The organism is Streptomyces sp. NPDC059850 (assembly GCF_042731515.1).
GTDB lineage: Bacteria > Actinomycetota > Actinomycetes > Streptomycetales > Streptomycetaceae > Streptomyces.
Window position 1 is genome coordinate 318,895 of the sequence record NZ_JBHWJI010000001.1, and the last position, 22,251, is coordinate 341,145.

Annotated in this window: 16 protein-coding genes; 5 read left to right on the forward strand and 11 right to left on the reverse strand. The window is 72.7% G+C overall.

What is annotated here, in order from left to right; translation table 11 throughout:
• The first annotated feature begins 20 nt into the window (after nucleotides 1-20).
• Together ACFV9T_RS01600 and ACFV9T_RS01605 are read left to right on the forward strand one after the other, a co-directional pair.
• Nucleotides 21-755, forward strand: a complete 735-nt coding sequence (locus tag ACFV9T_RS01600; protein ID WP_385436069.1) for an MBL fold metallo-hydrolase — start codon at nucleotides 21-23, stop codon at nucleotides 753-755.
• A gap of 61 nt (nucleotides 756-816) precedes the next feature.
• A complete protein-coding gene (locus tag ACFV9T_RS01605; RefSeq protein ID WP_385436070.1) occupies nucleotides 817-1,647 on the forward strand; it encodes a DUF3097 domain-containing protein in 831 nt (276 codons plus the stop codon).
• Here ACFV9T_RS01605 and hemW read toward each other — a convergent pair.
• The 4 genes from hemW to lepA form a co-directional block, all read right to left on the reverse strand.
• Entirely contained in the window at nucleotides 1,644-2,876 is a 1,233-nt protein-coding gene (gene hemW / locus ACFV9T_RS01610) for a radical SAM family heme chaperone HemW (protein ID WP_385436071.1), read from the reverse strand. The two genes, ACFV9T_RS01605 and hemW, sit on opposite strands and share 4 nt — an antisense overlap.
• A 60-nt stretch (nucleotides 2,877-2,936) precedes the next feature.
• Complete coding sequence (locus ACFV9T_RS01615; RefSeq protein ID WP_385436072.1) at nucleotides 2,937-4,886, reverse strand: SpoIIE family protein phosphatase; 1,950 nt, start codon at nucleotides 4,884-4,886, stop codon at nucleotides 2,937-2,939.
• A 143-nt stretch (nucleotides 4,887-5,029) separates the two neighbouring features.
• Nucleotides 5,030-6,919 carry an AMP-dependent synthetase/ligase gene (locus ACFV9T_RS01620; RefSeq protein ID WP_385436073.1) on the reverse strand — a complete coding sequence of 630 codons (1,890 nt, stop codon included), beginning with the start codon at nucleotides 6,917-6,919 and terminating at the stop codon, nucleotides 5,030-5,032.
• 198 nt (nucleotides 6,920-7,117) lie between these two features.
• Nucleotides 7,118-9,001, reverse strand: a complete 1,884-nt coding sequence (gene lepA / locus ACFV9T_RS01625; protein WP_385436074.1) for a translation elongation factor 4 — start codon at nucleotides 8,999-9,001, stop codon at nucleotides 7,118-7,120.
• A gap of 194 nt (nucleotides 9,002-9,195) precedes the next feature.
• Here lepA and rpsT point away from each other — a divergent pair, with 194 nt between their 5' ends.
• Together rpsT and ACFV9T_RS01635 are read left to right on the forward strand one after the other, a co-directional pair.
• Nucleotides 9,196-9,462, forward strand: coding sequence for a 30S ribosomal protein S20 (gene rpsT / locus ACFV9T_RS01630; protein ID WP_385436075.1), 267 nt, complete (start codon nucleotides 9,196-9,198; stop codon nucleotides 9,460-9,462).
• 335 nt (nucleotides 9,463-9,797) lie between these two features.
• Complete coding sequence (locus ACFV9T_RS01635) at nucleotides 9,798-10,553, forward strand: hypothetical protein (protein WP_385436076.1); 756 nt, start codon at nucleotides 9,798-9,800, stop codon at nucleotides 10,551-10,553.
• A gap of 25 nt (nucleotides 10,554-10,578) precedes the next feature.
• Here ACFV9T_RS01635 and holA read toward each other — a convergent pair whose 3' ends face one another.
• Complete coding sequence (holA, locus tag ACFV9T_RS01640) at nucleotides 10,579-11,565, reverse strand: DNA polymerase III subunit delta (protein WP_385436077.1); 987 nt, start codon at nucleotides 11,563-11,565, stop codon at nucleotides 10,579-10,581.
• Between the two features lie 94 nt (nucleotides 11,566-11,659).
• On the opposite strand from holA, the gene ACFV9T_RS01645 reads away from it, so the two are divergent.
• Nucleotides 11,660-11,905 carry a hypothetical protein gene (locus ACFV9T_RS01645; RefSeq protein ID WP_385436129.1) on the forward strand — a complete coding sequence of 82 codons (246 nt, stop codon included), beginning with the start codon at nucleotides 11,660-11,662 and terminating at the stop codon, nucleotides 11,903-11,905.
• A 61-nt stretch (nucleotides 11,906-11,966) separates the two neighbouring features.
• On the opposite strand, the gene ACFV9T_RS01650 is transcribed toward ACFV9T_RS01645, so the two are convergent.
• From ACFV9T_RS01650 to leuS, 6 genes are all read right to left on the reverse strand, one after another.
• Nucleotides 11,967-12,494, reverse strand: a complete 528-nt coding sequence (locus ACFV9T_RS01650) for an O-methyltransferase (RefSeq protein ID WP_385436130.1) — start codon at nucleotides 12,492-12,494, stop codon at nucleotides 11,967-11,969.
• Entirely contained in the window at nucleotides 12,377-15,220 is a 2,844-nt protein-coding gene (locus tag ACFV9T_RS01655; RefSeq protein WP_385436078.1) for a ComEC/Rec2 family competence protein, read from the reverse strand. The genes ACFV9T_RS01650 and ACFV9T_RS01655 overlap by 118 nt, the downstream gene beginning before the upstream one ends.
• Complete coding sequence (locus ACFV9T_RS01660) at nucleotides 15,217-16,107, reverse strand: helix-hairpin-helix domain-containing protein (protein ID WP_385436079.1); 891 nt, start codon at nucleotides 16,105-16,107, stop codon at nucleotides 15,217-15,219. The genes ACFV9T_RS01655 and ACFV9T_RS01660 overlap by 4 nt, the downstream gene beginning before the upstream one ends.
• A gap of 1,198 nt (nucleotides 16,108-17,305) precedes the next feature.
• Nucleotides 17,306-18,151 carry a DegV family protein gene (locus ACFV9T_RS01665; protein ID WP_385436080.1) on the reverse strand — a complete coding sequence of 282 codons (846 nt, stop codon included), beginning with the start codon at nucleotides 18,149-18,151 and terminating at the stop codon, nucleotides 17,306-17,308.
• 81 nt (nucleotides 18,152-18,232) lie between these two features.
• Nucleotides 18,233-18,958, reverse strand: a complete 726-nt coding sequence (locus tag ACFV9T_RS01670) for a hypothetical protein (RefSeq protein ID WP_385436081.1) — start codon at nucleotides 18,956-18,958, stop codon at nucleotides 18,233-18,235.
• Between the two features lie 127 nt (nucleotides 18,959-19,085).
• Nucleotides 19,086-21,962, reverse strand: a complete 2,877-nt coding sequence (gene leuS, locus ACFV9T_RS01675; RefSeq protein ID WP_385436082.1) for a leucine--tRNA ligase — start codon at nucleotides 21,960-21,962, stop codon at nucleotides 19,086-19,088.
• Nucleotides 21,963-22,251: the final 289 nt, after the last annotated feature.

A 22,251-nucleotide genomic window follows, 5' to 3' on the forward strand; every position in this document is an offset into this window, starting at 1 on the left:
GTTGGAGCTAGCGTCTCGGTATGGAGACGTGTTGGGAAGAGGCCGGGTGGGAACAGCTCGGTCCCGATGTCGCCCGCCGCAGGCTGCCCGACTGGGACTGCACGATCGGCGTGATCACCGGCCGGACGGACGTCCTCGTGGTGGACACCGGCTCGACGCTGCGCGAGGGCGCGGCGCTGCGGGCCGAGATCACCCGGCTGACCGGCCGCCGTCCGACCCGGATCGCGCTCACCCATCCGCACTTCGACCACGTCCTGGGGACGGCCGCGTTCGCGGGCTGCGAAGTGTACGGAGCCACCGGCGTGGACGGTCTGCTGCGCCGCGACCGGGAGGCGCTGCGCGAGGACGCCATACGGCACGGTGTGCCCCCGGGGGCCGCCGCCGAGGCCGCCGATCACCTCGTACCGCCGCATCACGTGGTCTCCGGGGAGATCACCCTCGGCCTGGGCGGCCGGTCTGTGCTTCTGGCGAACGTGGGCCCCGGACACACCGCCCATGACCTGGCCGTTCTGGTCCCGGGCGGCGTGCCGGGCCAGCCGGAGGTGGTCTTCTGCGGCGATCTGGTGGAGGAGTCGGGCCCGCCGCAGGCCGGACCCGACGCGATCCCCGCCCACTGGCCCGCCGCCCTCGACCGGCTGCTCGCCCTCGGCGGCGAGGACGCGCGGTACGTCCCCGGCCACGGGTCGGTCGTGGACGCGGCCTTCGTACGGGCCCAACGCGACGAACTGGCCGCGCGCTTCGGCGTGTCCCGTTGAGGCGCCTCCCCTTAACGCGCCTCGGCGTGTCCCGTTAACCCGCCGCGCTATCGTCATCCGGATGCGCAGCCGACACTACGACTCGGACCTGACCCCGCCCTGGAAGCGGCAGCAGCCCGCCCCCGAGGTCCCCGCGGACCCGGACCTCGTGGTCGAGGAGGTCACCACGGGGTTCTGCGGTGCCGTGATCCGCTGCGAGAAGACCGCGCAGGGGCCGACGGTCACTCTTGAGGACCGCTTCGGCAAGCACCGCGTCTTCCCGATGGAGCCGCGCGGTTTCCTCCTGGAGGGCCGCGTCGTCACCCTCGTACGCCCGCGCTCGACGGCCCCGAGCGCCCCGCAGCGCACCGCCTCCGGCTCGGTCGCCGTCCCGGGCGCCCGCGCGCGGGTCGCCCGCGCCGGGCGCATCTATGTGGAGGGCCGCCACGACGCGGAGCTGGTGGAGCGGGTCTGGGGCGACGATCTGCGCATCGAGGGCGTGGTCGTGGAGTACCTGGCGGGCGTCGACGACCTGCCCGCCATCGTGCGCGACTTCTCCCCCGGCCCGGACGCCCGGCTCGGTGTCCTGGTGGACCATCTGGTGGCCGGGTCCAAGGAGTCCCGGATCGCCGAGCAGATCACCGACGAGAGCGTGCTGGTCGTCGGGCACCCCTTCATCGACGTGTGGGAGGCCGTGAAGCCGTCCTCGCTGGGCATTCCGGCCTGGCCGACGGTGCCGCGCGGCCAGGACTGGAAGACGGGCGTCTGCCGGGCGCTGGGCTGGCCGGAGAACACGGGCGCGGCGTGGCAGCGGATCCTGTCCGCGGTCCACACCTACAAGGACCTGCGGCCGGAGCTGCTGGGCAGGGTCGAGGAGCTGATCGATTTCGTGACGGCGCCCGAGGCCGGTTAGTCGACCACGTCCCGTACCACCGCGTCGGCCAGCAGACGGCCCCTGAGCGTGAGCACGGCCCGGCCCCGCCGGTAGGGCTCCGGCTCCAGCAGGCCGTCCTCCAGCGCCCGGGCCGCGGCCGCCGCACCGGCCGGGCGCAGCAGCTCCAGCGGGCATCCCTCGGACAGCCGCAGCTCCAGCAGGACGCGCTCGACCCGGCGCTCCTCGTCGGACAGCAGCTCCCGCCCGGCGCCCGGTGAGCGGCCCTCGCTGAGCGCCTGGGCGTACGCGCCGGGGTGCTTGACGTTCCACCAGCGCACCCCGCCGACGTGGCTGTGGGCGCCGGGGCCCGCGCCCCACCAGTCGGCGCCGCGCCAGTACAGCTCGTTGTGGCGGCAGCGGCCCTGGGGCGAGGTGGCCCAGTTGGAGACCTCGTACCAGTCGAATCCGGCCGCCGACAGCATCTCCTCGGCGATCAGATACCGGTCCGCGTGGGCGTCGTCGTCGGTCATCGGCACCTCGCCGCGCCGGATGCGCCGCGCCAGCTGGGTGCCCTCCTCGACGATCAGCGCGTACGCCGATACGTGGTCCGGGCCCGCGCCGAGCGCCGCCTCCAGGGTGGCCCGCCAGTCGTCGTCGCTCTCGCCGGGGGTGCCGTAGATCAGGTCCAGGTTCACATGGTCGAACCCGGCGGCCCGCGCCTCCGCGACGCAGGCCTCGGGGCGCCCGGGGGTGTGGGTGCGGTCCAGCACCTTCAGGACGTGCTGCCGGGCGCTCTGCATCCCGAACGACACCCGGTTGAACCCGGCGTCCCGCAGCGCCTCCAGATACCGCGGATCGACCGACTCCGGATTGGCCTCGGTGGTGATCTCGGCCCCGTCCGCGAGCCCGAACTCGTCGCGGATGGCGCCGAGCATCCGCCCGAGGTCCGCCGCCGCGAGCAGGGTGGGCGTGCCGCCGCCGACGAATACGGTCTCGACCGGGCGCGGGTCGTCCCCCAGCACCTTCCGCGCGAGCCGCACCTCCTCCGCGACCTGGTCGGCGTAGTTGTCCCGGGAGGCGAGCACGCCGCCGGAACCGCGCAGCTCGGCGGCGGTGTACGTGTTGAAGTCGCAGTACCCGCAGCGGGTGGCGCAGTAGGGCACGTGGAGATAGAACCCCAGCGGCCGCCCCGCCGCCGCGGCCAGCGCGCCGGGGGGCAGCGCGCCGTCCTGGGGCATGGGGTCGCCGTCGGGCAGTACGGAAGGCATACGCCCCATTGTCCGCCATGGCGCGGGCGCGCCCCGCCGGGCGCCCTGAAAGCCCGCGCGCTACAGCGCTCTGAGGACCAGCATCGCCAGGTCGTCGTCCGGCGGCTCCTCCGCGAACTCGTCCACCGCCCGCCGCACCCGCTCCGCGACCTCCCGCGCGCTCACCCCGGCGCAGCCCGCGAGCACCGCCGCGAGGCCGTCCTCGTCGTCGAACTGGCGGCTGCCGGAGCGGTGCTCCGTCACCCCGTCGGTCACGCACAGCAGGGTCTCGCCGGGCGCCAGATCGAACGTTTCACTCTCATACGCGGCGTCCTCGACCACGCCGAGGAGTATCTGCGGCACGGCGACCGTTCGTACCGTTCCATCGGGCTGGAGGACCAGCGGCAGCGGATGGCCCGCGCTCGCCAGCGTGCACCGCACGCCGCCGCCCTCGTCGCCCGGCCCCAGCGGCACCAGCTCCCCGTAGAGGAGCGAGAGGAACCGCGCGGGGCCGCCGCCCGGGGGCAGGCCCGCGCCGCCGGGGTCGGCGCCGCCCGCGGCCTCGACGGCCTCGCCGACGGCCTCCTCGCCCAGCAGCTGGTTGAGGCGGTCGAGGACCTCGCCCACCTCGTAGCCCTCGCGGCCCAGCAGCCGCAGCCAGGGGCGGACCAGGCCGGTCACCACGGCCGCTTCAGGACCGTTTCCGCAGACGTCGCCGAGGACGAAGCACCAGCGGCCGTCACCGGCCGGGAAGACGTCGTAGAAGTCGCCTCCGGCCGAGATGTCGCCGGTCGGCTCGTACACGACGGCCGACTCGACGCCGGGGATGCGGGCGATCCCGGACGGCAGCAGCCCGCGCTGGAGCACCCGGCTGATGGTGGCCTGGCGGGTGTAGCGCCGGGCGGAGGCGAGGGCGAGCGCGACGCGGCGCGCGAAGTCCTCGATCAGGCCGACGACTTCGTCGGGCATGCGCACCAGCCCGGCCCGCCCGATCAGCAGCGTGCCCAGCGCGCGCCCGCCCGCGATCAGCCGGCAGGCCAGGGCCGCGCCGCCGGGCCCGTACGCCGCGGGGTCGGCGGGCCACGGCCAGTCCAGGGCGCCGCCGCGCGCGGTGGCGGGCAGCTGGGGCGGTTCCTTCTCCAGCACCTGCCGCAGCCCCTCCATGCGGCTCTCGCTGGCGTGCCAGACCCGGGCCAGCCGCGGCGGTCCGCCGCCGGAGTCGAGCCAGACCGCGCACCAGTCGGCGAGCCGCGGCACCAGCAGCTGTCCGGCCAGCGAGGTGACCAGCTCCTCGTCGAACTGCCCGGCGAGCAGGTCGGACGCCTCGGCGAGGAAGGACAGCGCGCCGTGCCGGGTCCATTCCGGATCGGCGCGGCGGGCGGGCACCCGGCGCGGCACGGGGGCGACGATCCCGGTGCCGCGCGAGGCCCACGAGGGCGCGAGGTCCCCGGCCGCGGGCTCCTCGGGCACCGCCGGTTCGGCGGCGGGCGTGACCGACACCTGGAACCACACCGTCTTGCTGGCCCGCCGGTACGTCGTCCCCCACGCCTCGGCGATCTCGGCGACGAGCCGCAGCCCGTGGCCGCCCGCGCACTCCGCGCCGTCCGGTCCGTCCGGCGGGTCGCCGCGCAGCACCCGGGTGGGGTGGTGGTCGGTCACCTCGACGACGAGGGAGGGCGGATCGCCCTCGTGGCTGGACACATCGAGCGCGCAGCACACCTCGACGGCCGTGCCCGCGTGCACCACGGCGTTGGTGACCAGCTCGCTCACCAGCAGGACGGCCTCGTCCGCGGTCCGGTCGGTGATCCGGTCGGCGGCCGGTACGTCGAGCGCGACCCACTCGGCGAGCGCGGCGCGCACGAACCGGCGTGCCGCGGAGGCCGCGAGCGGGCTGCCGGGCAGGCTCGCACGGGCCGAGGCACTGGTACGTACGGGACCGATTCCCCCGACCGGCAGAGCCACCCCGCCTGCGGATGCAGACGGGGTGGAAGATGACGTCCCCACTGTGCGGCTCCTGAGAAGCTCCGTCATATGCGCCGTAACCCGGCACGGACAGAGTGACAGACGGACCGCAGTTATATGCACCGAGTCACGCAAGTTAACTGTGTTGAGGGGAAAAATCGTGCGTAGGACGAGCCTGTTCCGGTAATGGCCCTTCCGGTAAAGCCCTGCCGTCAGGCCTCGCGGGTACCGGCGTACATGTCCTCGATCAGGGCCTTGTACTCGCGCTCCACCACGGGTCGCTTCATCTTCAGACTCGGCGTCAGCTCACCGTGCTCCACATCCAGATCACGCGGCAGCAGCCGGAACTTCTTGATCGTCTGCCAGCGTTGCAGCCCCTCGTTGAGCCGCTGCACATAACCGTCGATCAACTCCCGCACCGCCTCGGTGTCCACGACCTCGGCGTAGGACTTCCCCGCCAGGCCGTGCTCCCGCGCCCAGCCCATGAGGGTCGGTTCATCGAGGGCGATCAGCGCGGTGCAGTAGTTGCGGTCCGCGCCGTGCACCAGGATGTTGGAGACGAACGGGCACACCGCCTTGAACTGGCCCTCGACCTCCGCCGGGGCGACGTACTTCCCGCCCGAGGTCTTGATCAGGTCCTTCTTGCGGTCGGTGATCCGCAGATAGCCGTCGGGCGAGATCTCCCCGATGTCGCCAGTGTGGAACCAGCCGTCGGACTCCAGCACCTTCTCGGTCAGGTCGGGCAGCCCGTGGTAGCCCTGCATGATGCCGGGGCCGCGCAGCAGCACCTCGCCGTCGTCGGCGATCCGCACCTCCGTGCCGGGGAACGCCTTGCCGACCGTACCGGTGCGGTAGTCCGGCGGGTTGAGGAAGCTGGCGGCGCTGGACTCGGTGAGCCCGTACCCCTCCAGGATGTTGATCCCGGCGCCCGCGAAGAAGTAGCCGATCTCGGGGGCCAGCGCGGCCGAACCGGACACGGCGGCGCGCAGCCGCCCGCCGAACGCCTCGCGCAGCTTGGTGTAGACGAGCTTGTCGGCGGCGGCGTGCTGGGCCTTGAGGGCGAACGGCACGGACGCGGTGCCGGTGCGGCGGAAGTTGTCCTGGGAGGTCTTGGCGTAGTCGCGGGCGATCCCGGCCGCCCACTGGAAGATCTTGTACTTGGCGCCGCCGCCCTCGCGGGCCTTCTGCGCGACCCCGTTGTAGACCTTCTCGAAGATCCGCGGCACGCCGCACATATAGGTGGGCCGGACGACCGGCAGATTCTCAATGATCTTGTCGACCCGGCCGTCCACGGCCGTCGTGTGTCCGACGTAGATCTGCCCCGCCGTCAGCACCTTGCCGAAGACATGCGCGAGGGGCAGCCACAGGTACTGCATGTCGTCCGGGTAGAGCAGCCCCTCCTGGGTGCCGATGGCGATCGCCATGTAGGACCAGGAGTCATGCGCCAGCCGTACGCCCTTGGGGCGGCCGGTGGTACCGGAGGTGTAGATGAGCGTCGCCAGCTGGTCGGCGCGCAGCGCGTCCGTCCGCTCCCGTACGGCGTCGGGGTGCTGGGCCAGGTGCGCCGCGCCGCGCTTCTCCAGCTCGGCGAGGGAGAGCACCCAGCCCTCCGGGTCGCCCCCCGAGGGGGTCGCGTCCTCGGCCTCGATCACCACCACATGGGCGAGGTCGGGCAGCTCGTCGCGCTTCTCACGGACCTTGGCGAGCTGGGCGCCGTCCTCGGCGATCAGGACCCGGCTGCCGGAGTCGGCGAGGATGAAGGCGGTCTCCTCGGCGTTGGTGCTCGGGTAGACCGTGGTGGTCGCCGCGCCCGCGCACAGCACACCGAGGTCGCCGAGGATCCATTCGACACGCGTCGAGGAGGCGAGCGCCACCCGCTCCTCGGGATGGACGCCGAGGGTGATCAGCCCGGCGGCGATGGCGAAGACCCGGTCCGCGCTTTCGCGCCAGGTCAGCGGGCGCCACTCGTCCGGGCCCCGGCCGGAGGCGGGCGGCACCGGATAGCGGTACGCCTCCTTGTCCGGTGTCGCCGCGACGCGCTGGAGGAAATGCGTCGCCAGGGACGGCGGCCGGTTCTCGAGCAGATTCTGGGTGTCGGTCACGGCATCCTCCGGGGCCCGCCTCAGTGCTTGGTGACTCGCGAGTAACCTTCGCGTGGCGATCAGCGTAAGGGCCGGAACCGTACTGCGTAAGGGGTTCCGGGCCTCGTAATTCGAATGAGGAAGACTTCCCCGTCCATCGAGCGTCACACGACAACGGGCCCGGCGCCTCCTTAAGCGCCGGGCCCGTTTCGACTACGACTACTTCTTCCCCTTGCTGTCGCCGCCGCCCGCGTCGTCGGAGGACAGCACCGCGATGAAGGCCTCCTGCGGCACCTCCACGCTGCCGACCATCTTCATCCGCTTCTTGCCTTCCTTCTGCTTCTCCAGCAGCTTCCGCTTACGGGAGATGTCACCGCCGTAGCACTTGGCGAGGACGTCCTTGCGGATGGCGCGGACGGTCTCGCGGGCGATGACCCGGGAGCCGATGGCGGCCTGGATCGGCACCTCGAAGCTCTGCCGCGGGATCAGCTCGCGCAGCTTGGCGACCAGCCGGACGCCGTACGCGTACGCCTTGTCCTTGTGGGTGATCGCGGAGAACGCGTCGACCTTGTCGCCGTGCAGCAGGATGTCGACCTTGACCAGGTCGGAGGCCTGCTCACCGGTGGGCTCGTAGTCGAGCGAGGCGTAACCGCGGGTCTTGGACTTCAGCTGGTCGAAGAAGTCGAAGACGACCTCGGCGAGCGGGAGCGTGTAGCGGATCTCCACCCGGTCCTCGGAGAGGTAGTCCATGCCGAGGAGCACGCCGCGGCGGTTCTGGCACAGCTCCATGATCGCGCCGATGAACTCGCTCGGGGCGAGGATCGTGCCCCGGACGACCGGCTCGTGCACCTTGTCGACCTTGCCCGCGGGGAACTCACTGGGGTTGGTCACCGTGTGCTCGGCGCCGTCCTCCATGTCCACCCGGTAGACCACGTTGGGCGCGGTGGCGATCAGGTCGAGGTTGAACTCGCGCTCCAGGCGCTCGCGGATGACCTCCAGGTGCAGCAGCCCGAGGAAGCCGACCCGGAAGCCGAAGCCGAGGGCGGCGGAGGTCTCCGGCTCGTAGACCAGCGCGGCGTCGTTGAGCTGGAGCTTGTCCAGGGCCTCGCGCAGCACCGGATAGTCCGAGCCGTCCAGCGGGTACAGGCCCGAGAACACCATCGGCTTGGGGTCCTTGTAGCCGCCCAGCGGCTCCTCGGCGCCCTTGGTGAACTGGGTGATCGTGTCGCCGACCTTGGACTGGCGGACGTCCTTCACACCGGTGATCAGATAGCCCACCTCGCCGACGGACAGGCCGTCGGAGGCGGTCATCTCGGGTGAGTTGGTGCCGATCTCCAGCAGCTCGTGGGCGGCGCCGGTGGACATCATCCTGATGCGCTCACGCTTGCTGAGCTTGCCGTCCACGACCTTCACGTACGTCACGACACCGCGGTACGCGTCATAGACGGAGTCGAAGATCATCGCGCGGGCGGGCGCGTCCTTGACCCCCACGGGCGGCGGGACCAGCCGCACCACCGTGTCCAACAGCTCGTCCACGCCCTCGCCGGTCTTGGCGGAGACCTTGAGCACGTCGGAGGGGTCGCAGCCGATGAGGTGCGCCAGCTCGGCGGCGAACTTCTCGGGCTGGGCGGCCGGGAGGTCGATCTTGTTGAGGACCGGGATGATCGTGAGGTCGTGCTCCATCGCCAGATAGAGGTTGGCGAGGGTCTGGGCCTCGATGCCCTGGGCCGCGTCGACCAGCAGGACGCAGCCCTCACAGGCCGCCAGCGAACGCGAGACCTCGTAGGTGAAGTCCACGTGGCCAGGGGTGTCGATCATGTTGAGCACATGGGTGACCGGCTGCGGCTCGCTCTGCTCCTCGGTCAACGCCCAGGGCAGCCGGACCGCCTGGGACTTGATCGTGATGCCGCGCTCGCGCTCGATGTCCATGCGGTCGAGGTACTGCGCGCGCATCTGTCGCTGCTCGACCACACCGGTCAGCTGAAGCATGCGGTCGGCAAGCGTCGACTTGCCGTGGTCGATATGCGCGATGATGCAGAAGTTACGGATCAGAGCCGGGTCGGTACGGCTCGGCTCCGGCACATTGGTAGGGGTCGCGGGCACGCAGCGTCCTGTGTCTAGGCGGGACTCGGTCTTCTCGGTTTGTCCATGGTCCCATGAACGGCGACCGCTTCCGGGTTTGGGAGGCCAGCAGCGCTGCTGGTAATCTGGCCGACTGTGTCTTACGCGACCCTCTCGCGCGGGACGCGAACGCACGACAGACAGCGAAACCATCGAACCTGCGAAGGCTCTTTCACGTGGCGAACATCAAGTCCCAGATCAAGCGGAACAAGACGAACGAGAAGGCGCGACTGCGCAACAAGGCCGTCAAGTCCGAGCTGAAGACCGCCATCCGCCGGACCCGCGAGGCCGTGGCCGCCGGTGACGCCGAGAAGGCCACCGCCGCCGCCCGCGCCGCCGCGCGCAAGCTGGACAAGGCCGTCAGCAAGGGCGTGCTCCACAAGAACAACGCCGCCAACAAGAAGTCGGCCATCGCGCAGCAGATCGCCGGCCTCAAGGGCTGACTCTTCCGGGCCACCCGCACGGGTGACCCACCGGGGCGACTCCTCGCCCCCACCCCGCCGTGGGGAACATCCGAGCCCTCTACCTCGGATCACGGACAGCCTTCGTAGTACGCCACGCTACGTTCAATGCCCCCGGGCCCACTCCGGGGGCATTGCTGTATCCAGATGCTCCCTGCGCAGCGGGGGGAATTTGGTGTTTCCGCGGGTATGTTCACGTCATGTCGATACCGGGGGATACACCCAATCCGTACGGGCCGCCGCCGCAGCCACCTCAGCCGCCGCTCCCGCCCCAGCAGGCCCCTCAGCCGCATGTTCCGGCATATGCGCAGCCGACCATGCCGGGAGTGCCAGGCCCACCCCCGGGGCCCGTGGGCGGCGGGTACGGGGCGTACGGAGCGCCCTCCCCGATGCCGCCCGGGCCCGGTGTCGGTACTGCTCGCGGAAAGGGCTGGCTGTGGGCGCTCGGCGGGGCAGTCGTCGCCTCGGCGGTCTGGGCGGGCGTGCTGTTCGCGACCGGAGGGTTCGACGGTGAGCCGGACGCCGACCTCGCGGGCTACGGCTACACCAGCAATCTGTGCGCCTCGACGGACGTCGAGGCCATCGAGGACGCCGGATACGAGCAGAAGGACTCCACCAGCTCGTCGAATCCCCGGCACAGCTCCTCCCGGGCCCCGGCCCTGGACTCTATGAACTGCAGCATCGACTTCGAGCCGACCGACGCGTCCACCAGCGACTACTCCTCGGAATGGCTGTCCACGACGGCCGGTCTCCACCGGAAGACCGACCCGGAGCCGGAGTTCGAGGCCCAGTACCGGCAGTACGAGGACCAGCGGACCGCCAGCTCCTCCTACAAGGTGAGCGAGGTGGACGGCCTCGGCGACGAGGCGTACGTCGTCACCCAGCAGAGCACCGGCAGCAGCGACACCGGGGCGTATGTGATCCTCGGCGTGCGGGAGGGCTGGATGACCTACCAGTCGACGTGGTCGGAGTACGTATCCAGCTCGTCGAGCGCCGACCCCATGACGACGGAGGAGGCCACCGAGATGCTCGAAAAGAGCGCCCGGGCGACCCTGGCGAAGCTGAAGGAGTAGGCCGAACCGGGGCTTCTGGAGCTACTTAGCGGCCCGCGCGGGCGGCACGGGCGATGGCGACGACGGCCTTCTCCAGGGCGTATTCGGGGTCGTCCCCGCCGCCCTTGACGCCCGCGTCGGCCTCGGCGACCGCGCGCAGCGCGACCGATACCCCGTCCGCCGACCAGCCGCGCATCTGCTGCCGCACCCGGTCGATCTTCCAGGGCGGCATGCCCAGCTCACGGGCGAGATCACCGGGGCGGGCACCGCGCGGGGCGGAGGCCAGCTTGCCGATGGCGCGGACGCCCTGGGCCAGGGCGCTGGTGATCAGCACCGGGGCGACGCCCGTGGCCATGGCCCAGCGCAGCGCCTCCAGCGCCTCGGCCGCCCGCCCCTCGACGGCACGGTCGGCGACGGTGAAGCTGGACGCCTCGGCCCGGCCCGTGTAGTAGCGGCCGACGACGGCCTCGTCGATCGTGCCCTCGACATCGGCCGAGAGCTGGGACACCGCGCTGGCCAGCTCGCGCAGATCGCTCCCGATGGCGTCCACCAGCGCCTGACAGGCCTCAGGTGTCGCGGACCGGCCGCCGGTACGGAACTCCGACCGGACGAACGCCAGCCGGTCGGCGGGCTTGGTCATCTTCGGGCACGCCACCTCGCGCGCCCCGGCCTTGCGGGCGGCGTCGAGCAGCCCCTTGCCCTTGGCGCCACCGGCGTGCAGCAGCACCAGGGTGATCTCCTCGGCGGGGGCGCCGAGGTAGCCCTTCACATCCTTGATCGTGTCGGCCGACAGATCCTGTGCGTTGCGCACCACCACGACCTTGCGCTCCGCGAAGAGCGACGGGCTGGTCAGCTCGGCGAGGGTGCCGGGCTGCAGGGCGTCGGGCGTGAGGTCGCGCACATCGGTGTCGGGGTCGGCGGCACGGGCGGCCGCCACCACCTGCTGCACGGCGCGGTCGAGCAGCAGATCCTCCTGGCCCACGGCAAGGGTCAGCGGGGCGAGGGGGTCGTCGGATGTCGTCTTCCTGGCCATCGCGGACAGCATCCCACGGACCGCCGACAGCCCGGACTTCCGTGCCGTCCGTGCCGTCCGTATGCCCGACAATGTTCCGGTGATGGATGGAGGACTGAACGGCGTGCGCCATGTGCTGGTACTGCCCGAACGCGACGCGGCCGAGGAGGTGGCCGAGGCGCTGCCCGAACGCTTCGGCATCGCGGAGGAGCCCCAGCTGGTGCGCGACGCCCTGGCAGGTGAGGACGACGCCGAGGACGCCCAGTGGCTGGTGGTCGTCGAGGACCCCGCCGCGCGGCTGGACCCGGCCGCGCTGGACGCCTTCGCCGAGGAGTACGAAGGCTGGCTGGAGACCGACTGACCGCCGTTCCCTGGCGCAGCCGCCGTCCTGAAGCAGCCGCCGTCCGCTGCCCGCCCGTTCGCTACCCGGTGACCAGCGCCAGCGCGAAGCCGTCGTACCCCTTCTCGCCGACTGTCTGCACCGCCGTCGCCGTCAGCCGGGGCTCCCTTGCGATCAGCTCCGTGAAGCGCCGTACGCCCTGGACGCGGGGGTCCGTGCTGGCGGGGTCGGCCACCTCCCCGTCCCGCACCACGTTGTCCCCGATGATGAGGCTGCCGGGCCGGGTGAGCCGCAGCGCCCAGGCGAGGTAGTCGGGGTTGCCGGGCTTGTCGGCGTCGATGAAAACCACGTCGAAGGGGCCGTGCCCCTCCTCGGCCAGCCGGGGCAGCGACTCCAGCGCCCGGCCGGTGCGGATCTCGACGACCTCGCCCAGCCCCGCCCGCTCCACATTGGCCCGCGCCACCTCCGCGCACCGGGGGTCGGCCTCCAGGGTCACCAGCCGCCCGCCGTCGGGCAGCGCCCTGGCCAGCCAGATCGTGCTGTACCCGCCCAGGGTGCCGATCTCCAGGATCGTGCGCGCCCCCTGGATCCGGGCCAGTAGCTGCAGCAGCTTTCCCTGATTGGGGGCCACCTGATGCGGCGGCAGCCCGGCGGCCGCGCTGTGCTCCAGGGCGGCGTCCAGGGCCGGATCCGACGGCGCCAGAAGGCCGTTGAAGTAGTCATCGACCTTGGTCCACTGTGCGAGCGACATGAACGAGCTTCCTTTCGGAACCGGTTGAGTCCGCCCCTGGAACCTACTGGCACCCGGCGCCCCCAGCTCCCGCCTCTCCCTCTACTCCCACCAGCCACCGCCCGCAGTCGCGGGCCGGTCACCGCGATCGGCCCGTCCCGGTCGGTCCGCAGCACGGCGGCACCCCGGGTTTCCAGGGCCGCGACGGTACGAGGTGATGGATGTCCATACGGGTTGTCCGCGCCGCAGGAGATCAGGGCGATCCGTGGGCGCAGCCGGTGGATCAGCCGTGGGTCCTGGTAGGCCGAGCCATGGTGGGCGACCTTGAGCACATCCACCGGGGGCAGCGCCGGATGTGCCGTCAACAGCGCCTGCTGGGCGGGGGGTTCCAGATCGCCGAGGAGCAGCAGGGTCAGGCCCGCCGTACGGACCAGCAGGGTCACACTCGCGTCGTTCGGCCCCTCCAGTGGCGGGGCGGCGGCCGGGTTGGCGGGGCCTGGCCACAGGACCTCCCAGGACAGCGAGCCCGACCGGCGCCGCTCCCCCGGCACGGCCGTCACCACGGGCACCCGTGCCGCCGCGGCCAGGCGCCGCACGGCCGCGGCCTGGCCGGGCGGTTCCGCCAGGCCGGTCGTCTCGATCGCCCCCACCGAGCGGCCGCGCAGCGCCCCGGGCAGCCCGGCCACGTGGTCGGCGTGGAAGTGAGTGAGGACGAGGAGCGGGACGCGGACCACGCCCAGCGTCCGCAGACAGCGGTCGACGGCCCGTGGTTCGGGACCGGCGTCCACGACGACGGCCGTGCCGGGGCCCGCCGCCAGGACCAGGGCGTCCCCCTGGCCCACGTCGCAGGCCACCATGCGCCAACCGGGCGGCGGCCACCCGGTGATGACCCGGGTCAGCGGCGCGGGCCGGACCACCGCGAGCAGCAGGAGCAGCGCGCAGGCCGCCCCTAGCCACCGGTGCCGCAGCAGGTGGCGCCCCAGGAGGACGGCGACCAGGGTGACCGCCGCCAGCAGCAGCCCACCGGGCCAGCCGCCCGGCCAGCCCGCCTCCGCGCCGGGTAGCCCCGCGCCGGTCCTGGCCACCCCGGCGATCCACTCGGCAGGCCAGCCCGCGGGCCAGGCAATCCACCGGGCGACCGGAAGCGCGAGCGGGGCCACCGCGAGCGCGGCGGAGCCGAGGATCATGGCGGGTCCCACCGCCAGCTCGGCGAAGAGATTGCAGGGGATCGCCACCAGGCTCACCCGCGCGGCCATCATCACCACCACCGGGGCGCATACCGCCTGCGCCGCGGCGGCGGCCGCCAGCATCTCGGCGGGCCGGGGTGGCACTCCACGGCGCCGCAGGGCGGCGCTCCACCCCGGTGCGAAGGTGAGCAGCGCGCCGGTGGCCAGGACGGACAGCAGGAACCCATAGCTCCGGGCCAGCCACGGGTCGTACAGCAGCAGCGCGAGGACCGCGGCGGCCAGGGCCGGGAGCAGGGAGCGGCGGCGCCCGGTGCCGATGGCCAGCAGCGTGATCAGGCCGCATGCCGCCGCCCGCAGCACGCTGGGGTCGGGTCTGCAGACGATCACGAAGCCGAGGGTGATCGCGCCGCCGAACAGGGCCGTCGTCCGGAGCCGTATGCCGAGCGCTGCGGCCAGCCCGCGCCGCTCGGCCCGCGCGGCGAGGTGGGGAGGGCCGGTCAGCAGTGCCAGCAGCAGCGTGAGGTTGCTCCCGGAGACGGCCAGCAGATGCGTCATGTCCGTGGCCCGGAACGCCTCGTCGAGGTCCGGCGGTACCCGTGAGGTGTCCCCCACGACCAGCCCCGGCAGCAGCGCCCGCGCGTCCGGGGACAGCCCGTCGGTCGCCGTCCGCAGCCCGGCGCGCAACCGGCCCGCGAACCGCTGGACCGAGCTGGGCGCCCCGATGACGCGCGGCGGCCCGCCACCACCGCGCACCACCGCCGCGACCCGGTCTCCCTCGTGCAGCGGTGGCGCCAGGCGGCCGTGCACCCGCAGCCGCGTGGACGGCAGCAGCCGCAGCCACGCCGCGCGCTGCCGGGCCTCCGGGCGGACCGTGACCAGGACCGGGGCCCGGGTGTCCGTCGTCGTGCCGTCGGGCCCGGTGATCCTGGTGGCCTCGGCCTCGACCACCACCGAGACGGGCGCCAGCGCGGCCCCGCGCACCCGGGGGCGGCTGAGCCTCGGATCGCGCGTGACCGTCACCTCGGCCGTCGCCTCGGCGAACTCCCCGGCCAGCGCCGGGACCGGTCCGCGCCGCACATCCGCCGCGTGCAGCGCGGCGACCGCCCCTGCTGTGGCCCCGCACAGCAGGACCGCCGCCACGGCCCCCGCCGTCCGCCGACGGGTCCGGCCCATGGCGGCCCGGCGCCGACGGATCCCGTACAGCAGGACGGCCGCCGCCAGGAAGGCTCCCGCGCAGGCCACGGCCACCGTGCGGCCCGATGTGCCCAAGGCGATCGCCCCCGCGGCCCAGGCCGCCAGCGCGGGCGGCACCAGGCGGAGGTCCGCCGGGCCCTCCTGGCGGGGATCGGACGCCCCGCGCGGAGAGGCGGCGGCCGCGTGCACCTCGGCACGGGTGCGGGTGGTTGGTAGGGACGTCATGGCTGAACCAGCGGGCGGAGATCGGCGAACCGGCGGTCGCCGATGCCGTTGACCTCGCGAAGCTCATCGATGGAGCGGAATCCGCCGTGCTGGGTGCGGTAGTCGAGGATGTGGCGGGCCAGGACCGGGCCGACCCCCGGCAGGGTGTCGAGCTGTTCCGCCGTCGCCGAGTTGAGGCTGATCACCCCGGCGGCCGGTGCGGCGGGTCCGGGCCCTGCTCCTGGTCCGGGGACCGGGCCGGTGGCGGCGGGGCCTGCCGGGGCCTGGTTCGCCGGGGCGCCGACCACGATCTGCTCACCGTCCACCAGGGGTCGGGCGCGGTTCAGTCCGCTCGTGTCCGCGCCCGGCCGCGCCCCGCCCGCCGCCTTGAGCGCGTCGGCGACCCGTGCCCCGGACGGCAGTTGGCGCAGCCCCGGATGGCGGACCTTGCCCGTCACATCGACCACGACCGACCGACCGCCGCCCGCCCCGGCGGCTGGACGCACCCCGTCCGTCGGTCCGGGGCTGGCGGCCGCCGCGCGCGCGGGCTCGGGCTCGGGCGCCCGCACGGTCTGCGGGCGGCCGCTCCAGAAGTGGTAGACGGCGAAGGCCACCGCGACGACGAGGGCGACCGCGAGCGCGGCGACGGTCCGTAACTCCATGCCGCAGCGCAGCTGAAGCCACAACGGAAGGCGTTCGCGCAGCGCCAGCCACATCCGTTCACGGCGGCGAAGCGGCGAGCCGGACCCGCGGCCGGTGTTCTCCTCGGGGGCGTCCTCGTCCCCGCCGTCCGGCACGGCCCAACGCGGCGCGCGCCGCCGGGCCTGGCCGCCGGACTCCCGTCCCGAGGGCACGCCCACGTCGTCGACCGAGCCGACACCCGCTCCCAACGCGGCCGTCGGCTCCACGCCCGGAACGGCGGCCGCTCCCGACCCCCGGACGGACGCCCGCCTCGACCCCGGCGCCACCCCCGAACCGGGTGCCGGATTCGGAGGGGCGACCGGGCTTGGAGACGGCTCCGGAACTGGCACGGTCCCCCGACTCGCAGCAGGCCCCGCACCCTTGGCGGCCGCCCGCCTCGACGCAAACACCGCCCCCAGGTCAGACACGCCTCCCACGCCCAAGTCCGCCCGGCCAAACCCGGACGCCTGCCCCGAGGCGGGCACCGCACCCGAGACCGAGGCCGCCCCTGAGCCAGATGCCCGGCCCGCCCCAAACGCCTGGACCGGAACGGACGCCGGAACCGGGGCGGACGCCAGAACCGAGGACTTGGTCGAGGTCCAAGCGGACGCCGGAGCCGAAGCAGACCCTGGGCCCGGGGTGGGGACTGGGCTTGCGGCGGGCGCCGAAGCCGAATCGAGCACGGCTGGAGCGAAAGCCGGACCCCGAGCGGGCGCCGGGACTGAAGCGGGGGCTGGGCCTGCGGCGGATGCCGGACTGGAAGCGGGCGCCGGGGCTGAGGCAGAACCCGGGTCCCGAGCAGGCAGCGGGATCGGAGCGGACGCTGGGCGGGAGGCAGGAGCCGAAGCCGAGCCAGGAGCAGAAACCCGACCCCAGGCAGGCACCGAACCTGGAGCAGGCACCAGGCTGGCGGCAGGCGCCTGAGCCGAACCGGACACCGTGCCAGGAGTAGGGGCGCGACTCCACACGGGCACCGGGCCGCGAGCAGAGACCGGACCCCAAGCAGGCACCGAGACCGGAGCGGGCACCAGGCTGGCGGCGGGCGCCGCAGCCGAACCGGACGCCGGGCCAGGAGCAGAGGCCCCACCCCGAGCAGGCAGCGGGCCAGGAGCAGAGGGCCGGGTGGGAGGCGGGGGTGGCTGTGTGGCGGGGGGTGTTGGGGGGTTGGGGCTTCGGATCGGTGGGGTGGGGAAGAGGGCCGCCGCGCGGGCGTGGCGGGGTGGTGGGGCCGGGCAGCGCGGGGCCGTGAGACGGCGGTGGGGGCGGGCCTCGCGGTGGCGGCCTCGGGCCGGGCGGGCGATAACTGTGTGTGATCGGGTCCTCATGCCACCCGACGGTAGGCACCTGCGCCCGATCCCGCTGAGCGGTCCCGGATTCCGGGGATAACCCGGGGTTTGTGGAAAAGTCCGTCACCCGGGCAGGTGATCAGCGCGGCGAGACCACCGCGCCCAGCAGCCCCGGCCCGGTGTGCGCCCCGATCACCGCGCCCACCTCGCTCACGTACAGCTCCACGAGCCCCGGCACCCGCTCCCGCAGCCGCTCCGCAAGGGCGGTCGCGCGCTCGGGCGCCGCGAGGTGCTGGACGGCGATGTCCACCGGGCTCCGGCCCGCCCGCTCCACCACGATCTCCTCGAGCCGGGCGATCGCCTTGGAGGCGGTGCGGACCTTCTCCCGCAGTTCGATCCGGCCCTCATCGACCTGGAGCAGCGGTTTGACCGCGAGTGCGGAGCCGAGGAGGGCCTGCGCCGCGCCGATGCGGCCGCCACGGCGCAGATAGTCGAGGGTGTCGACGTAGAAGTAGGCGGCGGTGCCGTCGGCCCGCTTCTGGGCCGCCGCGACCGCCTCGTCCAGCGTGCCGCCGCCCTCCGCGGCCCCGGCCGCCGCCAGGGCGCAGAAGCCGAGCGCCATCGCGACCATGCCGCTGTCCACCACCCGCACCGGTACGGGCGCGTCCTGCGCGGCGAGCACCGCCGCGTCGTAGGTGCCGGAGATCTCGGCGGACAGATGCAGCGAGACGATGCCGGTCGCGCCCTCCGCCGCTGCCGCGCGGTAGGCGTCCGCGAAGGTCTCCGGGCTGGGCCGGGACGTGGTCACCGGCTTGCGCTTCTGCAGGGCCTCCGCGAGTGACAGGGCCGAGACCTCGGTCCCTTCCTCCAGTGCCCGGTCTCCGAGCACCACCGTCAGCGGGACGGCGGTGATGCGATGCCGCTCCATCGCCTCCTGCGGCAGGTAAGCCGTTGAATCGGTCACGATCGCGACATGGCGGGACATGACTGGGAGATTATCCGGGGAGGCCCCGGGCCGACAGCGCGACCCCACCGACGATCACCGACCCTACCGGTAAGTCCGTGGTCAGGCGGTGTTCTCGGGGCGGGCGGACTTCTGCCAGGAGTACGGCTGCGGCCGCGGCGCGGTCCCCAGGGAAGGCGGTTCCTGCTGGGGTGCTTCCTGCCGGGGCGATTCCTGGCGCGGCGATTCCTGGCGCGGCTGTTCCTGCCGGGACGCGCGCTCGCCCGCGGGCTCCGGCGCCGGCTCGGCCACGGTCCAGTGCCGCAGCGCCCCCGCCTCCATCTCGATCTCGCGTCCCAGCGCGTCCAGCTCGTCGTGGGCGAACCGCTGGGCCCGCTCCCGCACCGCCCACCGCAGCGAGTCCGCGGAGTGCGTGATCCGCTCCGTACGCTCCCGCAGCTCCGGGAGCAGGGCGGCGAGGCGGGCCCGGTCGGGCTCCCGCTCCAGCCGCTTGAGGTCGTCGTCCAGCTCGCGGCCGTGTTCGCCGAGCCGCCGGAACAGGTCCAACGACTCCACCACGGAGCGGTCTTGGCCCGCCACCGCCTGCAGGGCCTGCTCGGTGGCGGACATCGACGAACGCAGCGACAGCCGCAGCTCGGCCAGCTCACCGGCCGCGCCCGGGCGGGAGAACTGGCGGGCCCGGAGCCGGGTGTCCTCGACCGTGCGGCGGGCCTGGTCCACGGTGCGGTCGAGACCGCGCTTGGCCGTCCTGACCACCCGCACGGTGACATAAGCGCCGGTCACCATGAACATGATGAAAAGCAGCAACAGGATCCAGATGGCTTCCATGTGCGCTCCTTCGGGCGGCGGTCACCGCGGTGGCAGCTGTCCTCCCAGCGTAAACGGACCGGGCGGGCCGAGGGTTCCTGACGAACCCCCAGCCCGCCCTTACGGGTATCCCCCGAGCCCCGAGCGGTCAGGCCGGAACGATGTTCACCAGCTTCGGCGCCCGCACGATCACCTTGCGGATGCCCGCGCCGTCCAGCGCCGCGACCACCGCCGGGTCACCCAGGGCCAGCGCCTCCAGCTCCTCGTCGGAGACCGACGGGGCGACCTCCAGCCGGGCCTTGACCTTGCCCTTGATCTGGACGACGCAGGTCACCGTCTCGTCCACGACGTACGCCGGATCGGCGACCGGGAAGGGCTCGTGGACGACCGACGCCTCGTGCCCCAGCTTGCGCCACAGCTCCTCGGCGATGTGCGGGGCCAGCGGCGCGATCAGCAGCACCATCCGCTCGGCGACCGAGCGCGGCACCTCGCGCACCTTGGTGACGTGGTTGTTCAGCTCGGTGATCTTGGCGATGGCGGTGTTGAAGCGCAGCCCCACCATGTCCTGTCGGACCCCGTCGATCGCCTTGTGCAGGGCGCGCAGCGTGTCCTCGTCGGGCTCCGCGTCGACGACGGTGACCTCGCCGGAGGCCTCGTCCACGACGTTCCGCCACAGCCGCTGCAGCAGCCGGTACTGGCCGACGACCGCGCGGGTGTCCCACGGGCGCGAGACGTCCAGCGGGCCCATGGCCATCTCGTACAGGCGCAGCGTGTCCGCCCCGTACTCGGCGCAGATCTCGTCCGGGGTGACAGCGTTCTTCAGGGACTTGCCCATCTTGCCCAGCAGACGGGTGACCTTCTCGCCCTCGTACCAGTACGCCCCGTCGCGCTCCTCGACCTCGGCGGCCGGGACGGCGATGCCGCGGCTGTCCCGGTAGACGTAGGCCTGGATCATGCCCTGGTTGTACAGCTTGTGGAACGGCTCGGCCGACGAGACATGGCCCAGGTCGAACAGCACCTTGGACCAGAAGCGGGCGTACAGCAGGTGCAGCACCGCGTGCTCGGCGCCGCCGACGTACAGGTCGACACCGCCGTGCGGCTGCCCGTCGCGCGGACCCATCCAGTAGCGCTCGGTGCCGGGGTCGACCAGCCGCTCGCCGTTGTTCGGGTCCAGGTAGCGCAGCTCGTACCAGCAGGAGCCCGCCCAGTTGGGCATGGTGTTGGTCTCGCGGCGGTACGGGCGCGTGCCCCGCCCGTCGCCCAGGTCCAGCTCCACGTGGACCCACTCCTCGTTCCGGGACAGCGGGGTCTCCGGGGAGGTGTCGGCGTCGTCGGGGTCGAAGGTGCGCGGCGAGTAGTCCTCGACCTCGGGCAGCTCCAGCGGCAGCATCGACTCGGGCAGCGGGTGGGCCACGCCGTCCTCGTCGTAGACGATCGGGAAGGGCTCGCCCCAGTAGCGCTGGCGGCTGAACAGCCAGTCGCGCAGCCGGAAGTTGACGGTGCCCTCACCGATGGAGCGGGCCTCCAGCCATTCGGTGATCCGGGCCTTGGCCTCGGTCACGCCCAGGCCGTCCAGCGAGATGCCGTCACCCGCCGAGTTGACGATCTTGGCGTCGTACGAGGCGAAAGCGTCGTCCCAGGTCGACGGGTCGGTACCGCGATCGTCAGAGGGCTCGACGACGCAGCGCATCGGCAGCTCGAAGGCGCGGGCGAAGGCGAAGTCACGGCCGTCGTGCGCCGGGACGGCCATGATCGCGCCGGTGCCGTAGCCCATCAGCACGTAGTCGGCGATGAAGACCGGCACCCGGTCGCCGCTGACCGGGTTGATCGCGTACGCACCGGTGAAGACGCCGGTCTTGTCCTTCGCCTCTGCCTGCCGCTCGACATCCGACTTGGCCGCGGCCTGCTTGCGGTACGCGTCCACAGCGGCGGCCGGGGTGGCGTGGCCCCCGGTCCACACGTCGTGGGTGTCCTCGGGCCAGGCGGCCGGGACGATGGAGTCGACCAGGTCGTGCTCGGGCGCCAGCACCATGTAGGTCGCGCCGAACAGGGTGTCCTGGCGGGTGGTGAAGACCGTGATCTTCGCGTCGGCGTGGTCCTGCACCGGGAAGTCCACCCGGGCGCCCTCGCTGCGGCCGATCCAGTTGCGCTGCTGCAGCTTGATGGCCTCGGGCCAGTCCAGCGCGTCCAGGTCGTCCAGCAGCCGGTCCGCGTAGGCGGTGATCCGCATGTTCCACTGGCGCAGCTTGGCCTTGAAGACCGGGAAGTTGCCGCGCTCGGAGCGGCCGTCCGCGGTGACCTCCTCGTTGGCCAGCACGGTGCCCAGGCCGGGGCACCAGTTGACGGGCGCGTCCGAGGCGTACGCCAGGCGGTAGCCGCCCAGGACGTCCGCCCGCTCGGCCTCGGTCAGCGCGTCCCAGGGGCGCCCGTCGGGGGTGGCGCGCTCACCGGAGGCGAACTGCTCCACCAGGATGTCGATCGGCCGCGCGGTCTTCGCCTCCGGGTCGTACCAGGAATTGAAGATCTGCAGGAAGATCCACTGGGTCCACTTGTAGTAGTCCGGGTCGATCGTGGCGAAGGAGCGGCGCGGGTCGTGGCCCAGGCCCAGCTGTCGCAGCTGGCGCCGCATGTTGATGATGTTGGCGTCGGTGCTGGCCCGGGGGTGGGTGCCGGTCTGCACCGCGTACTGCTCGGCGGGCAGGCCGAAGGCGTCGAAGCCCAGGGTGTGCAGGACGTTGTGGCCCGTCATGCGGTGGTAGCGGGCGTACACATCGGTGGCGATGTAGCCCAGCGGATGGCCCACGTGCAGCCCCGCACCCGAGGGGTACGGGAACATGTCCATGACGAACTTCTTCGGGCGGGCGACGACGTCGGCGTCACCGGTCAGGTCCCCGCCCGGGTTGGGAGCGTTGTACGTGCCGTTCGCGTCCCAGAAGTCCTGCCAGCGGGCCTCGATGTCAGCGGCCAGCGCGGCCGTGTAGCGGTGCGGCGCGGCCACCTCGGCTGCGGCATTGGTCTCGCTCATGATCCTCAAAGCTCCATTGGTCGTCTCTGCCCGCGGTACAGGCCGATTCCCTCTTGTCCGGTGAAACAAAAAGGCCCCTCACACAGGAGGGGACGCCGCGCCGATGCCGACCGAAGATGATCGCGGTCGGGACTGATCAGCGCGGCCCGCTAAGCAGAAGGCGTACGGCACGCATGGGGTCAGGTTACCGCAGGGCACCGAGGACCCGCATCGAGGTTGTACGCGAGTGGGGCGCGAGCGAGGAAACGAGAAGCGGGCCGTCCGCTTCGGACGGCCCGCTCCTGGGATT

Coding starts and splice junctions, on each gene's coding strand:
- ACFV9T_RS01600 (WP_385436069.1), top strand. CDS start 21: ATGGAGACGTGTTGGGAAGAGGCCGGGTGGGAACAGCTCGGTCCCGAT.
- ACFV9T_RS01605 (WP_385436070.1), top strand. CDS start 817: ATGCGCAGCCGACACTACGACTCGGACCTGACCCCGCCCTGGAAGCGG.
- hemW (WP_385436071.1), bottom strand. CDS start 2,876: ATGCCTTCCGTACTGCCCGACGGCGACCCCATGCCCCAGGACGGCGCG.
- ACFV9T_RS01615 (WP_385436072.1), bottom strand. CDS start 4,886: ATGACGGAGCTTCTCAGGAGCCGCACAGTGGGGACGTCATCTTCCACC.
- ACFV9T_RS01635 (WP_385436076.1), top strand. CDS start 9,798: ATGCCGGGAGTGCCAGGCCCACCCCCGGGGCCCGTGGGCGGCGGGTAC.
- holA (WP_385436077.1), bottom strand. CDS start 11,565: ATGGCCAGGAAGACGACATCCGACGACCCCCTCGCCCCGCTGACCCTT.
- ACFV9T_RS01655 (WP_385436078.1), bottom strand. CDS start 15,220: ATGACGTCCCTACCAACCACCCGCACCCGTGCCGAGGTGCACGCGGCC.
- ACFV9T_RS01665 (WP_385436080.1), bottom strand. CDS start 18,151: ATGTCCCGCCATGTCGCGATCGTGACCGATTCAACGGCTTACCTGCCG.
- ACFV9T_RS01670 (WP_385436081.1), bottom strand. CDS start 18,958: ATGGAAGCCATCTGGATCCTGTTGCTGCTTTTCATCATGTTCATGGTG.
- leuS (WP_385436082.1), bottom strand. CDS start 21,962: ATGAGCGAGACCAATGCCGCAGCCGAGGTGGCCGCGCCGCACCGCTAC.